Source organism: Stieleria varia (genome assembly GCF_038443385.1).
Classification (GTDB): Bacteria; Planctomycetota; Planctomycetia; order Pirellulales; family Pirellulaceae; genus Stieleria; species Stieleria varia.
This window is the reverse complement of sequence record NZ_CP151726.1, coordinates 5,313,937-5,328,695: the sequence shown is the minus strand read 5'-3', so window position 1 is coordinate 5,328,695 and position 14,759 is coordinate 5,313,937. Positions and strand designations below refer to the sequence as shown.

Annotated in this window: 12 protein-coding genes; 11 read left to right on the top strand and 1 reads right to left on the bottom strand. The window is 56.9% G+C overall.

Annotated elements, in window-relative coordinates:
• Positions 1 to 4: 4 nt before the first annotated feature.
• The 10 genes from Pla52nx_RS17940 (at position 5) to Pla52nx_RS17895 (ending at position 9,144) form a co-directional block, all read left to right on the top strand.
• Positions 5 to 448, top strand: coding sequence for a hypothetical protein (locus tag Pla52nx_RS17940; protein WP_197454883.1), 444 nt, complete (start codon positions 5 to 7; stop codon positions 446 to 448).
• The gene (locus Pla52nx_RS17935; RefSeq protein WP_146521987.1) at positions 445 to 1,026 is read left to right on the top strand and encodes a PulJ/GspJ family protein; all 582 of its coding nucleotides are present in this window, start codon (positions 445 to 447) and stop codon (positions 1,024 to 1,026) included. The genes Pla52nx_RS17940 and Pla52nx_RS17935 overlap by 4 nt, the downstream gene beginning before the upstream one ends.
• A complete protein-coding gene (locus Pla52nx_RS17930; RefSeq protein ID WP_146521988.1) occupies positions 1,016 to 1,984 on the top strand; it encodes a type II secretion system protein GspK in 969 nt (322 codons plus the stop codon). Before Pla52nx_RS17935 ends, Pla52nx_RS17930 begins: the two co-directional genes overlap by 11 nt.
• Positions 1,985 to 2,101: 117 nt before the next feature.
• Complete coding sequence (locus tag Pla52nx_RS17925; RefSeq protein ID WP_197454884.1) at positions 2,102 to 2,674, top strand: type II secretion system protein N; 573 nt, start codon at positions 2,102 to 2,104, stop codon at positions 2,672 to 2,674.
• On the top strand, positions 2,674 to 4,017 hold the full coding sequence (gene gspL, locus Pla52nx_RS17920) for a type II secretion system protein GspL (protein WP_146521990.1): 1,344 nt from the start codon (positions 2,674 to 2,676) through the stop codon (positions 4,015 to 4,017). Before Pla52nx_RS17925 ends, gspL begins: the two co-directional genes overlap by 1 nt.
• On the top strand, positions 4,014 to 4,541 hold the full coding sequence (locus Pla52nx_RS17915; RefSeq protein WP_146521991.1) for a hypothetical protein: 528 nt from the start codon (positions 4,014 to 4,016) through the stop codon (positions 4,539 to 4,541). The genes gspL and Pla52nx_RS17915 overlap by 4 nt, the downstream gene beginning before the upstream one ends.
• A gap of 47 nt (positions 4,542 to 4,588) precedes the next feature.
• Positions 4,589 to 5,707: a tetratricopeptide repeat protein gene (locus tag Pla52nx_RS17910; protein ID WP_146521992.1), complete on the top strand. Its 1,119-nt coding sequence runs from the start codon at positions 4,589 to 4,591 to the stop codon at positions 5,705 to 5,707.
• A gap of 55 nt (positions 5,708 to 5,762) precedes the next feature.
• On the top strand, positions 5,763 to 7,175 hold the full coding sequence (locus Pla52nx_RS17905) for an O-antigen ligase family protein (RefSeq protein ID WP_146521993.1): 1,413 nt from the start codon (positions 5,763 to 5,765) through the stop codon (positions 7,173 to 7,175).
• A gap of 31 nt (positions 7,176 to 7,206) precedes the next feature.
• Positions 7,207 to 8,046 (top strand): polyphosphate kinase 2 family protein, encoded by an 840-nt coding sequence (locus tag Pla52nx_RS17900; protein ID WP_146521994.1) that lies wholly within the window; start codon positions 7,207 to 7,209, stop codon positions 8,044 to 8,046.
• A 453-nt stretch (positions 8,047 to 8,499) separates the two neighbouring features.
• On the top strand, positions 8,500 to 9,144 hold the full coding sequence (locus tag Pla52nx_RS17895; RefSeq protein ID WP_146521995.1) for a hypothetical protein: 645 nt from the start codon (positions 8,500 to 8,502) through the stop codon (positions 9,142 to 9,144).
• 415 nt (positions 9,145 to 9,559) lie between these two features.
• Here the strand turns inward: Pla52nx_RS17895 and Pla52nx_RS17890 are convergent, their stop codons facing one another.
• Positions 9,560 to 11,131 carry an RNA polymerase sigma factor RpoD/SigA gene (locus tag Pla52nx_RS17890; RefSeq protein WP_390620405.1) on the bottom strand — a complete coding sequence of 524 codons (1,572 nt, stop codon included), beginning with the start codon at positions 11,129 to 11,131 and terminating at the stop codon, positions 9,560 to 9,562.
• A gap of 476 nt (positions 11,132 to 11,607) precedes the next feature.
• On the opposite strand from Pla52nx_RS17890, the gene Pla52nx_RS17885 reads away from it, so the two are divergent.
• Positions 11,608 to 14,733, top strand: a complete 3,126-nt coding sequence (locus tag Pla52nx_RS17885; RefSeq protein WP_146521997.1) for a glutamate-ammonia-ligase adenylyltransferase — start codon at positions 11,608 to 11,610, stop codon at positions 14,731 to 14,733.
• Positions 14,734 to 14,759 lie beyond the last annotated feature (26 nt).

Genomic DNA, 14,759 nt, shown 5'->3' with positions numbered 1-14,759 from the left:
TCCAGTGCTAAGGTGCTCGCGTGCGGCCGAAGCCTGGACACCAACGCGGGGTGGGTTTTCGCTGATTGAGATTGTGGTTGGGTTGGTATTGATGGGCAGCGTGTTGGTGGGCTCGCTATTGGCATTGTCGCGTCATCGCCGACAGATGGCGTTGGCCGAGGACCGCATTGTTGCCGCCATGGCTGCTGATGAATTGTTGCTGCAGTTGACCTCACAACGCGACGGTATCCCACTTGATGGTCGCGGCGTGATTGGGGGACAGCCTGGCTGGATCTGGGAAACTCGTGTGGTCGGACTTGCACAACCGCTCGGTGTGCCCGTGCGCGTCGTGCGTCTGACGATTTTTTCCACTGAAGGCATCTCGTTGCGAAATCTGGTTTCCGTGGACGTGGTCAAATCCGTCCAGGATGGTGTCGGTGGCTTCGCTGTTGCAGGAGTCGGGCGATGAAGCGACATCGCACTCGGGATTGTCCAAGGCGTGGATTCACTTTGATTGAGCTGGTTGTCTCGGCGGTGTTGGCATCGATTTTGATGGCAGCGTGCCTGAACATCATGTGGTCGGCGCTTCGTGAGGGACAGGAGCTTGAACGCCGCGACAGCGATCGTGCTGCGGTCGACCAGATGGTGGACGTCTTGCTCACCGACTTGCAAAACGCTCGCGGAATGGTGGCCGGTGAACAGGAGTTGGTGCTGCATGGTTTTCTTGGCATCCGCGACGGGCGCCCAGATCATTCACCTGGGCGTGTTCGTTATGCGATCGTGCGAGCAGGTGATCACAACGTCCTGGTGCGAAGCGTCGAGTCGGTTGGCGGAAGTCAAAGCAGTTTGGTATGGCTGGGAATGGGGGCGTTCCAAATGGATGTGCTCGCGATGGCAAGTGAGGTGGATGCGGCTGAGGCCGGCTCGATGGCTGGGGCCGTGGAGACCGGCGGGTTGCCGGAGATCCCTGATTCGTTTCGTGTGCGGTTGATTAGTGAGAGCGGGCGTGTCTTGCACAGTGAGGTGGTTCATCATCATGCGATGTGAACTTGGTTACAACGGTAGGCGATGTTGTCGGCGAGGTGGGTACATCTTGTTGATGGTACTGGCAGTTGCAGTATTGCTGACGACGGTGCTGGCCAGGCTTGCGAAAACGAGTCTGAAACAAGGACTTGCAGCGGCCGATGCACAGGTTCGCTTGCAGCAACGTTGGGGCAGCGAGTCCCTGCAGCAGGCGGTACTGCCACGAGCGGGCAAGGTGTTCAAGGAATTCGATGAGCAATGGCGGTTGCAAGACCAAGGGGCACCGCCGACGACGATTCGAGATGCGATCACATTGGGAAGGGTCACGTTTGACGTCGTGCTGGGCGATGAAGACGCCAAGTTGAACCTGAACGCCGTTTATCGGTTGGGCGGTGAGCGTCGAACACAGGCGGTCTTGCAGAAACTGGTGCGACCTGAGTTGACTTCGATGATTCGGCTTGCTCCGGCAGTAGACCAACAGACCACGCGTGGGAATGAACGGACAGTGGGTGCAGTGGCAGGTGGTGAGGATTTGGGTGATGACGCACCGTTGCCGGATGCGTTTCGCAGTTGGGGTGAAGTTTTTGATGTTTCCCAGATCTCGGCGGCATTTGGAAACGACGCCGCCCTGGCGAATTTGACTACCGGAATCACTTGTTGGGGCAGCGGACAAAGCAATTTGCGACGGGCGTCCGATGAGATCATTCAGGCAATGGTTGCTTCTGTCGTTTCCGAGGCCCAAGCCAGCCGGCTGGTTGCTCGATATCGAGAGAACCCCACGATGTCGGCTCAGATCCTGTTTCAGAATCAGGTGAGCGATGAGACGCAGCGGGCGCAGCTGTCTAGAATGTTTTCGGAGACCAGTCACAATCATTCCATGTGGATCGACGCGTCAGCGACAGGGCGTCGTTCTTTGCGTCGGTTCATTGTGATGCAGCGAGATGACTCGGGGATGACCCGTTATCATCAGTTTAAGTATTGAATCGATGTACGTCAGGCTTTCTAGCCTGACATGGGTGCGAGTGTCAGGCTAGAAAGCCTGACGTACGAGTGGTGCGAGTGTCAGGCTAGAAAGCCTGACGTACATTTGGGACAGAGCATGGAAATCACTCAGCAACGACGACTATTGACTGGGATGGCCGGTGCATTGCTGTTGGGTGCAGTCGCTGGAGGTGCTTGGTCGTTCATGCCGATTCCGACAGAGTTGTCCGGCGTTGACTCGTCTGGGGCGCAGTCCAGCTTCGTCGTTGCGCCGCCGTCGCAAGAGCCCGAGCCGCTGAATGTGGATTTGGAGCTCCGATTGGGCAGCACGCTTTTTGACAAACCGGTTGCGCCGCCCGCGGCACCGGTCGAGACTCCGAAGCTCAAACCGCCCGTGGTGACACCCTCACCGCGAAAGAACCCACTGGAACTGACGCTTGTGGGAACGCTGATTCAGTCGGGCGAAAGTGTGGCAATGATCGCCGATGCGTCTGGCAAAGTCGACGTGGCTCGCGCAGGGCAATCATTGGATTTGTTGCCGGCCGGGGTGGTGGTCCAAGAGATCGACTCCGAGTCCGTGACCTTGCGTTATCAAGGACAGGACTCCGTCATGCGGTTGCAGAAGGCACTGAGCGGCTCATCTGGTGCAAACGGTGGCGGACGCCGTGGTGCCAACGGGAGGCGAAACTGATGCGATTGCCTGGTTGCTTGATCGTCGCACGTGAAGACGGCTGGATGATCGCCGCTGGCGAAAACACGCAGGACTTGAGCGCGGACTCAACGGACGATCAAATCGCACAAGCTGCGGCAGAGTTGTGCCGTGGCCAAGGGCTGCGGGAAGCTCGATGCGTGATCGCATTGCCATCCAAGTCATGCTTCTTTGCCGTCGTCAATTTGGACGACCATGCGGGCACACGCGATCACAATGCGATGCTGTATTTGCTGGAAGATCAACTACCGATCGACGCGGAATCCATTGTCGCGGATTTTGGGCCTGCTCTTCAGCAGCCTGATGGGGGCTCCCAGTGGGCTGTCTCGGCGGTTGCGATTTCATGGCGTCGCTGGAAAACAATCGTTGATGCCGTCGAGTCGCGGGGGATTCACGTGATGTCGTTGATCCCGACAGCCGTATTGATCGCTCGAGGGGTCGATGCCGACACATCGACATCGGTGTCTGAGTTGTTGATCGTCAGTCCTGAGGGTTGTGACTTGGTCACTTGGCAAGCCGATGGATTACGGAGTTGGAAACACCTACAGTTGCAAACCGAAGCGTTGCTCCGACATCAACGTCTGCATCCCGGTACCCGATTGTGGATTGCCGGCGAAGCAGAATCCGAAACGTTGTCCAACGCAGGTTTCGATGGAGCGTTGATCGCGCGAGACCCGCATGCGTACTTGATCGCAGGCGCTGAGATCGCGTTGGCCAATCGCTGGGGACGCTGGTGCGACTTGCGACGCGACTCGCTGGCCCCATCAGATCCGCTCCGCCCGATCGCAGGTCCTTTGAATCTGGTGGCTTTGGCTGCCACCGTTTGCTGTGCCGTGTTGATCTTTGGCTCCTGGTACCGAGTCCGTCGCATTGAGCAACGCATCGACCAGATCAGTGAAAAGCAGCAAGCCGCGTTTCGTGAAGCGTTCCCTGAGACGCGGGTACCCGTCATGCTGATGCGTCACGTACGGGGGCAACACACCAAGATCTTGGGATCTCGCGGCCGTTCGAGTGAAGTCGACGCGCCGACTGCAGCAACGGATGTCGTGCGTCGCGTCATTGCTGGACTGGAGGACAACGTTCGCTTTCGGATCGTCGAGATCGATGTCACCGACGGAGAGTGCAAACTGACCGTTCGGGTCCGTGAGTCGGTCGACATCGGCAAACTGGCCAGCGGTCTGGAGAACGCCGGTTTTGACGTGCTGCCGCCGGCGACCCAGCAGATCGACCCGTCGCGTGATGAACCGATCTTGACCTACGAATCAACGCTGACGGCGACTTGGCCCGGAGAGTTGGCAGATAATGGATCGGCAGACGAGTCATGAAACAGAATGTTTCACGAAATCGGGTCCTGATGGCGATCGCGTTGACATTGTTGGGCGTGTATGCCCTGATGAGCTTTTTGGGCGTCAATTCATCGTTGGATCGATTGCAAGATGCCGAGTCGGATTTGGTCGAACTGAATCGCAAACTCGATGACATCCGGCAGCTTTCCAGCGCGCCACGTATCGCCGCGTTCGATCTTGAGTTGCCCGATGCCATTTTGAACCGGATCACGGATGCGATTCGAACAGCGGGACTGCCCGCAGACGCGTTGTCCAACCAAGTTCCCATGACACCGCAACGTGTCGGGCAGACCGATTTTCTGCTGCGTAAAATCGAGATCACTCTGGCACATGCACCGCTGGCAAAAATCGTCGCTTTCTGTGACGCGTTGAAGGACGAATCGACGGGCAGCGTCGTTCGCGACTTGAACCTCTCGGAGCCCAAAATGAGCGGTTCGACCGAGACGTGGCGCGCTCAGATGACCTTGACCCAGATGATTTTTTCACCGAAAAGCGATTCGTAGGATGCTGCGCGTGGGCATCCGTCCCTGTCCGCTAGCAAATCGCATCAATGCCCCAGTTGCCTGGAAACCGACGACATCTGCTTGGCAGACGCGTAGCGGTTTGGCAAATGGGTTGTGCTTGTCTGGTGTTGGCGTTGATTGCCGGTTGTCGACTGACCTCCGGCAGCAACGAGTCGATCGTGCGAGTACAAGTCAAGCAGAATCCGGCACAGGCCGCGCGGCTGACTCGTTCGGGAATCGCGTCGTTGCACAAAGGGCACGTCGAACATGCCGCGGAGCAATTCACCGCGGCGATTGCGGCCGACCCGGCGTATGGACCGGCGCACAATAACTTGGGCTTGTTGCACTATGAACAAGGCAACCTGTACCAAGCCGTCTTGGCGTTTGAGCAAGCGGTGGAGTTTCTGCCGCAGGACCCTGCGGCGGTGTACAACTTGGCGCTCGCACTGGAGTCGGCAGGCCGAACGGATGAAGCGTTGATGTTGTACGAGCAAGCCGTTGAAATGGATCCCGCCAATCCGAACCACTTGGGAAATCTGGTTCGCTTGAAGGTTCGGATGGGCGAGCATGACGAGCACTTGATCGCACAGTTGCAGGATTTGGTGTTGATCGAAACTCGGCCGCAGTGGAGACGTTGGGCGGACAAACAACTCGCGTTGGACTTCAATCCTGTCTTGGACCGGGGGCCGGCGACACCTGATTTTGACACGGACGAGGAGCGTCGTCGTGCGGTCGACACGATGGAGTGGTCCGAGAAGATCATCGACCTGACGCCTCGACGATCCGTGGGCAGCGAAAGTGGACTGCAGAGTGAATCACGACCAACGGAAGGTTTGCCGGTATCGGCGGAATCATCGATGCAGGATTCGTTTGGACCAGAGAGCCTGTTGCCAGAAACATTACCCGCCATTCCGCTTGACTCTCCTGTGACTCATCCCGACCAGATGGATGATCTGGACTGGCAACCCGAGTTTCCAGAGTCTGCGTTTCCAGAGCAGGCGGTTCGGGAGCTGGGGTTCCCCATCGACGCGGAGATGCCAGCGGTGATCGACGAGGAAGTGCGGCGAGTGAAGCGGATTCAGCCGGTATCGTTGGAGCAACCGCGACAATCCGAACCGGAAATCATCGAGCCGCTTAGCGAGGACGACTATTTCCGTTCCCACTGAAGGGAGTGAGCCGTGAGTCGGTTTTCAGTGACCGATGCTCAATTAGACTGACGGCATGAGTGCTTCATCATCCGTACCGCATGTCTCGTCGCCTGCAGCGTCGTCCAGCTCCAATGCTGGTGCCGACGATCATGCGCCGACGCTGACGTCGGGCACGGTGTTGCAGCGAGCGAATTCCGAACCGCTGACGTTTTTGTCTGCTGCGATGTGGTTAGGGATCGCGTTAACGGCATTCTTTGGACCGTTGGATTTGGCATTGGAAGCCGCGCCGATGCAGGTCGGGCTGGATTCCCGCGTTGCGTTCAAGCTTGGGACGTCAGCCTTTTGTGCGCTGCTGGGTTTCTACGGATTGTGTTTTTCGGAGCACACGCGGCGGACGATCGTTTGCTTGCCATCGATTCTGATTGCCCTGCTGTTGGTGTTGACCATTCCTTCGGCACTCAGCGGTTTATCGTCGTCGGCGTTGCCAGCGGCGATGATCAATCTGTGCTACTTGGTCTTTGTTCCAACCTGCTTGTCGAGACTGGGGCTCCGTCGATTCATGATGGCCGTGTTGGCGGGACTCACCGGTCTGATGGTCATGGCGTGGTTTCTCTATTTCGTCATGCCTCAATACGGTGCCTTCCCCGAATTGCTTGATGACGGATTGATCGTGATCCGATTGGGAGGTGTTGCGCATCCAAACAGTGTCGGACGATTGGCGGCAATGGGATTTTTGATCGTTCTGTACTTGTGGACACAAAACGGTTTGCCGACGACACTTTCGGTGATCTTGTCGGCTTTGATGCTCAGTGCACTCATTCACGCACAGAGCCGGACGGCGACGGTGGCGGTCGGTGCCGGTTTGCTCGTTCTTTTTGCGGATCGATTAATTTCATTTGCAGGAGTCATGGTGGCCACCATTCTCTCGCTTTCACTGATGTTGGGTCTGCTGGCGTTTGCATTGAGTGGAGGCGATGAGTCTCGGATCACCGACAAGTTGGTGGGGCTGGTTGCCAAGTCAGGTAAAGCGGAAGAGCTGACCAGTGGAACGGGGCGGGTCGAAATTTGGCAAAAATCCGTGTCACTGATTGCGGAAAAGCCACTGACAGGACATGGATTCGGTGCCGCCGCCATCCTGATGACGGATTTCTCTCAATCGACCCACAACGTGCTGCTGCATTCCATGATGCTTGCCGGCGTCGGTGGCGGGCTGATCATGCTGGTGCTGCAGGGCTGGTTGCTTTCGATGGCATTCATGGCGGACAATAAGTTCATCCGATCCATGGCGGCCTTTCTATTGATCTGTGGTCTGATGGAAGAAACCCTGCTGGAGACCTTTCCCGGAGCGGCCACCATGTTTTGGATCGCGTGTTCGGTGTATCTTGCAATGAAGTATCTTGTACCCACACCGAACGATATCACCCCAAACCCTATTGCTGCGACGCGATCAGCAGACGGATCGGTTGCGGTGATGTCGAACGTATGAAACCACCGCGACACTCAACTGGTTGAACTCAATGGACTACGTCAAACAACACGCCGTCAAACCGGGCGACAAAATCCAGCTCAAGAGAATAGACACCAAGTCGAAAGGTCCGTTTGCGGGCAAGGACGAGGCAAAGGCATTCACTGCCGAAACGGTCAAGAAGCTGCAGGACTTGCAGTACCGTTTGTTCGTCGAGGGCAAGCAGTCTCTGTTGATCGTCCTGCAGGCTCCCGACGCGGCGGGAAAGGACGGGCTGATCCGCAAGGTCTTGGGGCAGATGAATCCACAGGGATGTCGAACGTATCCCTTTAAAGTCCCCAGTGCCGAAGAAGCCTCACATGATTTTCTGTGGCGGATCCACAAGTGTACTCCGGCAAAAGGGCGTATCTCGATCTTCAATCGCTCCCACTACGAAGACGTGCTGGTGGTCCGAGTGAATGACCTGGTGCCTAAAAAGGTTTGGAGTCGACGTTACGAGCTGATCAACCATTTTGAGGAAAACCTGATTGCCGCGGGAACGCGGATCCTGAAGTTTTACTTGCACATCAGCCCTGAAGAACAGTTGGAACGCTTCAAAAAACGCCTCGACAATCCGGCGAAACACTGGAAACTGAACACCGGGGATTACGCGGCACGAAACCAGTGGGACGAATATCGCGAGGCTTATGAGGACGCGATGACTCGTTGCAACAGTGATTCGTCACCTTGGTTTGTGATCCCGGCGGACAACAAGTGGTACCGTGACGCGGCTGTCGCCGGGATTGTTGAGCAGGCCATGTCAGAAATGAATCCGCAAATGCCGCCGATCGAAGTCGATTTGGATGAGATCCGCGCACTTTACGAGCAAGCGTCTGCGAAGATGCAACGATGAGCGCGACGAAAGTGGTCGCCGATTCGCCGTTCAGGCGAATGCGAGGGGGGGGCCTGTATGTGCAAGTCAATGGTTGGGAATGGCAAAACGCTTGGCGCGGCACGCTATCGACTTGGAAAGTCGAGCGACGATTGTCGTTCGACTTTCCAAGTCGAAAACGAACACCACCATCCGCCCAAACACAAACCATCCGCCTTGTGCCGTATGCGTATCGGTCACGTTCCCCGCTGCGCCCGAGGGACGTGACAGAAACTTGTGGAGCACCATAGTTCCGCAACGCCAATTTTTGAACAGCCCGGGCTAACGCCCAGCGGCTGAAAATCGCGACCCTAGTCCGTGGCTGTGACAAAGCACTAATGCGAGGTGGGGTTCAATTGACTTGTTGCTTCATTGTCGTTTTTCTATTTTTGTTTGAGTTTCGTCAGTCGTTTCCATTTTCCCATCGGTGCTGACATGTCGGTTCTGCAAGTCACTTGTCCTGCGTGCAAGACGACCTCCAACGTGGTTGCGACCATGACCAATGTTCGCTGCCCGCAATGCGGTGCCGTGTTCAATGCACGGACGCCGGTCCAAGCTGCACCCGCGGGACAGGCTCAAGCAAATCCGGCGTCGACGAATGCTGACGATGATGATGCGGACTCATCAGACTGGTCACAGTACGCGCCGGTGATTGCGGGAATCGTCGGGCTTTGTTTACTGATGCTGATTTTGGTCGGGGCTTCGATCGCAATGTCGCGTTCCAAGCCGGCCGCCGTGGATCCCGTCACTGAAGACACGGCGATGGACGCTGCGAAATCAGACGAGCCGGAGTTTCGCGTGGTCAATCTGCCCGAGTCCACTCGGCGAACGATATACCACGACTATCGACGGCTCGCCGGATCGTCAATCGACAAAAAGGTACCGTTGCAAAAAGACGCTCCGGCTCGCCAGAAACTGGACAAAGTGCTCAATCAGATCGTCGATCGCGAAATCACTCACTTTGCCCTCAACTACGGGATCAGCGAAGACGACGTGCGACAGATCGTTGCCGAGGGTGATGCCAAACAGTGGTCGATCAATTCCAGCCAACGATCGGTCGAGGCCCTGCCGACACAGTAGGCGTAGGTCATGCTCTGCATGACGAAAAACTGATCTTTAGGGTAGTGGATCTTGTTAAAGATCCTGTAGCGGTGGGATCTTTAACAAGATCCACTACGGCAAACCCTAACTGCTAGCTGTCCCAGACCACTAGGCCCGGATTAGTCATCAGCCGCTGGCGCGATAGCGTCCGGTTCCCGAGCATAGGTGTAAGAACCGGACGCTATCGCGTGGCGGCTGATATGGGCAGACTGTTTTCGTACCAATCCTCGCAAGCCGTTTTACGCAAACATTTTGCGATGACTGTAGTGAGTCGCGTGAATAATCCGGGCTAGGCCCGGCCGCTTACGCGTCACGGCTCACAAAGTCAGCAGTCTCCTTCGGCTGCGGGTCAACCAGTTTGAAGCCCGCCCCAGCAATCATCCGGGAGAGCGTTTTACACTCGATCGCTGTTTTCCAGCGTGATCAGTTCGGCACCGTCGAGGAAGCTGACCAGGGCTTTGGCGCGGTAGGGTTGCTGGAGCTTGCGAACGGCCTTACTTTCGATCTGGCGGACGCGTTCTCGAGTGACTTGAAAGATCCGACCGACTTCTTCCAGCGTGTAGGTGTAACCGTCGGCCAAACCGTAACGCAGACGCAGGATTTCTCGCTCGCGGTAGTTGAGCGTTTCCATGGCGGTGTCGATCTGAGCCTTCAAGGCTTGACGGTTGGTTTCCATCAACGGATCGTCCGTTCGGTGGTCTTCCAAGAATTCACCGAACACGCTGTCTTCGTGCTCACCCACAGGCTGATCCAAGGAAAGCGGTTGGCGGCTCATTTTCAGGATCACTCGAGTGTCATCCAAGGTCAAACCGCTGCGTGCACAGACTTCTTCCGCCGTGGGTTCGCGTCCATTTTCTTGGACCAAGTCACGAGTGATCTGACGAATCTTGTTCATCGTGTCGATCATGTGAACTGGAACACGGATGGTACGGCTTTGGTCTGCGATCGCACGGGTGATGGCTTGTCGGATCCACCACGTTGCGTAGGTGCTGAACTTGTATCCGCGGGCATGCTCGAATTTGTCGACGGCACGCATCAGGCCCGTGTTGCCTTCTTGGATCAGGTCCAGGAACGACAAACCACGGTTGCGATACTTTTTGGCGATCGACACGACCAAGCGAAGGTTGCCGGCCGACAGAACTCGTTTGGCGGCGTCATAGTCGTCTCGCAAGGAGTCACATTTCTTGACGCGACGTTCGAGGCTGCGAGGCGTTTCGTAGGTCAGTCGCATCAGGTAGTGAAGTTCGCTCTTCAGCTCTTCGACGGACGGCATGCCGGGCATGAGGTCTTTGTTGCCCGCAGCCAGTTGACGGCGGATTTCGACCATGCGGTTGGACGATTTGCGAAGTTTCTCAAAGACGGGCTGCAGCTTTCCCGTCCGCAAGTTCATTTCTTCCACCAAGCGAACCGCCTTGTTGCGTCGGATGACGAGGTTACGCCACGCGGCGCGGCGTTGACGCATGGGCAGGCGTTTGTTGATGGCGGTGAGGTAGTCGCCGCGATTTTGTTCCAGCAAGTGCTCCAGGGTGCGGACATTGGGGACGATCCGCAACATGATCGCTTTCTTTTCTGAGGCGTTGGTCACGCTGACTTCGATCGTGCGGTCCAAACGAAGCGTTTTGTCGCGAACCTGTTGCAGCAGCTTCAGGGCACCTTGCAACATAAAGTCCGTTGCGAGCATGCAGTGGCGATAGCGGTAGCGGGTGCGTTCGATCTGGCGAGCCGCTGAGACTTCCTGGTCGCGGGTCAGCAACGGGATCTGGCCCATTTGCATCAGATACATTCGGACGGGATCCTCGGTCGGATCGGTGCTCATTTCCTCCCGAACGCTCGATTCGACGTCCATTCCTGAGACAAAGTGGGCTTCGGCGTACTGTTGCCCCATCACCCTGGATCGTCGGTCGTTGGATTCTTCGGCACTGAAGGCGTCGTCTTGTAAGCTGCGTCCGTTGTACTTCTTTCCCATCAGCATCTCCTGATATCCCGGCGTGTATCGATCAGTGTGGTCGAACAGGAGCAATGCAGAGCGAGTGCCGCTCACCTTTCTGGGATGAGATGAAATCATAGCAAGTCGTTGTCAGAGGAGAGTTTGCGTGAAAAGTGACCCAGCCCCCCAACGGAAACGCGACGGCATCGCGTTTCAGAAACACCCCACGAAATGTTGCATAAAGTCAACGATTGTCGTGTCCGTGATTCGTGCCCGCGGTTGTGCGGGCAGGGTTTTGCGGTGCCTATTGCGGTCCCCACGTCTGGGTTGCACACATTTGGGCTACCCGGAGGTGGGCTACCAAAGTGAGGGCTGGCAGTCAAAGCTAGGTCACCTTTAACACCTGAGTCAAAAAGAGGTCCGCTACACGCATCGTCCTCGGGAATTTAGACTACTGACTTACCCGTAAAGTTCCTTGGCCGTGAGGTGGCGGCCATTCGCTCGCGTAGTTCTCCATGCAACAAAACAGCGAACCTGCTCAGCCACCAGACCCAAGATTCACTTGGCTGCCTCCCGATCGATTTCGGGACCTGAATCACGCCTGCCAGGATCTTGCGGAGATCTGGAGCCAGGGGATACCCGACGATCTGCTGGACATGTTGCGTCGACGGCTGACGCAACATTTCGGTCAACTGGACGATCTGGATTCGACGATCACGAACCTGAGCCGGTTCATCGCGGCCAGTCGTAGCCCCACGTCGCTGTTGGCTCTTTTCGAGCGTGACGCGGGTGCGTTGCAGGCATTGCTGCAGGTTTTTGGGACAAGTCAAACGCTGGCCAATCGGCTGATCGCAGATCCGGAAAGTTTCGACTTGATGCGTGCCAGTGATGGTCAACCGGCACACCGTGACTATCTGGTCGACGAGTTGACAGCTGAGCTTGAGGCGATCGACAGCCCAGTGCGAGCCGCGTTGGCGATCCGCAAGTTCACCAGTCGGGAGATCATCCGGATCGCGTACGGAGAGTTTGTCCGCAACCTGAGTCCTGACCATGTGGGCCAGCAATTGGCTTACGTCAGCGACGCGGTGCTGGAGGCCGCCTTTCAGTTCACGCTTCGTCGACTCTCGCAGCGCTGCGACGGCGTCCCACAGCGTGTGGACGGACAAACGCCCCAGGTTTGTGTGATCGGCTTGGGGGCAATGGGCGGCGAAGAAATGGGCTACGGTTCGGCCATGCAATTGGTCTTTCTGTACGACGCGATCGAAGAAAAAAATGCTTCGCATCGGCAGTTCTACGAGGATTTGGTTCGCGAATTGATCGATTTGATCGTACCCGATGAAACCTTCGCAGCCCGATCGGCCGCGTTGGCCCTGGAAGTCGATTTGTCGCTGCAACCGCTGGGAAGTGAAAGAGTCATCTGTAGTGTCGACCAAGCCGTCGCCAACTTGGAGGCCAAGGGACGGACTTGGCAACGAATGTCGTTTGTGAAAGCGAGATACGTCGCGGGCAACGCAGAGCTGGCCGAACACTTCCTCAATCGCATCGAACCATGGATCTATCGACGCTTTACCAGCCAGAAGGATTTTGCCGACGTCCGGACGCTTCGGCGAAAACTACAGCGTCGCGCTCGAATGGACGACGATGAAGGCGAAGACGTCTACAGTGCCCCCGGCGGACGAGCCGACATCGAGTTGGCGATCCAATTCTTGCAGTTGCTGCACGGCGGTGACCTGCCCAGCGTTCGTCTGTCGAATACATCTGCGGCAATCGTGGCACTGGAGCGCGAAACATGCTTGACCCATCAAGAATCAACTTTGCTGGCGTCCAACTACGCCAGGCTGTGTCGGTTGCAGCACCAACTCTCGGTGCTCTTTGGGCGTCCCACCAGTACCTTGCCACACGACGAACAGCTCCGTCGTCGGCTTGCATGGCAACTGGGCATTCGCAGCGACGACGGGTCCGGCGGAGATCTGGCGCGGTTTCAGGCTCAGTTGGACGAAACGTTTGCCGTCAACCGTCGCATGATCAACCACTTGCTCGCCGACGCTCCCAGTGACCCGGCCGTGGACGATCCAGGGGACGGCGGTGGCGGTGTTTCGGTGACGGACTTGGTATTGGACCCCGAGCCGGATGCGGCGGTGGTGCAGTCAACGCTGCAGCGATATGCGTTGCGAGACATTCCGCGAGCGATGGAAAACTTGATCGCGTTGAGCGAGGAAAGGTCGTATTTCCTCAGCCCACGCCGATGTCGCCATTTCCTGGCATCGATTGCCCCGACGTTGTTGGCCCAGATCAGTCAGACGCCACATCCGGATGCGACGCTGGAAACTCTGGTCCGCGTGACCGACTCGATCGGCGGCAAAGCGTACCTGTGGGAACTACTCGGGAACAATCGTCCGACGATGGAATTGATGGTTCGGCTGTGTGCCTCCACGCCCTATCTGACCCAGATCCTGATCGATATGCCGGGAATGATCGATGAACTGATCGACTCGTTGTCGACCAACCGTTTGCCGACGGCAAGTCGATTGGATGCCAAGTCCATCGAACTGTGCCGAGGTGCGACCGATATCGATCTCATTCTCAGTGGGTTCAAGAATAGCGCCCACCTGATGATCGGCACCCGCGACATGCTGGGGCTGGAGCCGATCGAGGCGACCCACTGCGCGATCAGCGATACCGCCGAGTCATGCGTCCGGCGTGTTGCAGAGTTCGAACAAGAAAAGCTGGCGTTGCAGTTCGGGGATCCCGCAACGCAATCCGGCGAACCGGCAGAACTCTTGGCGGTCGCACTTGGAAAATTTGGCGGACGTGAACCCAACTACCACAGCGATCTGGACGTGGTGTTTCTCTACTCCGCTGACGGCGAGACCCAACGCAGAGTGGGTGGGCCGCGACGCACGACGACCAATCAGCATTTCTTTAACTCGCTGACTCAACGTATCATCACTCGGATCAATGACCCATCGCCGCCAGGACGTCTGTATGAACTTGACGGGCGACTTCGTCCCACCGGCGAGGAAGGCTTGTTGGCAGTGTCGTTGGATGATTTCATCAAACGTTTCGAACAAGGCGTCGCACCGCTTTGGCAACGCTTGGCGCTCTGTAAAGCACGCGTGATCACCGGATCCCGATTGCTTCGACAGAACACCACCGACGCCATCGTCCGCATTTTGTCATCCACGCGATGGACGCCAAAAATGGCGGACGAAATCCGTGCCATACGACTTCGCATGCAACAGACCGCTGACGTCAGCAATCTGAAACGGGGCGATGGAGGGACCGTGGATGTCGAGTTCATCTGCCAGATGCTGACCCTGAAACACATCGGGAAAACTCCCCAGGTACTGAGGGCAGGCACGACGGACTCCCTGCAAGCGTTGGCGAAGTTTGGTTGCATGAGCGAAGAAGACTCGCTGCAACTGATCACCTCGTACCGTGTTCTCAGGGGCATCGAAGCCAATTTGCGTCTGATGAACACTCCGGCGCGACACGAATTGCCCGAGAGCCAAGAATCTCTAGAAAATCTCGCGTTCTTGATGGGCGAAAATGATCCTGCAATGATCTTGGCGCAGGTCCGGCAAGCCCGGCAGACCAATCGACGCATTTTTTCACGGATCTTTGATGATGCTGCGATGTAACCTTCGCGAAACGCGACAACCGACTT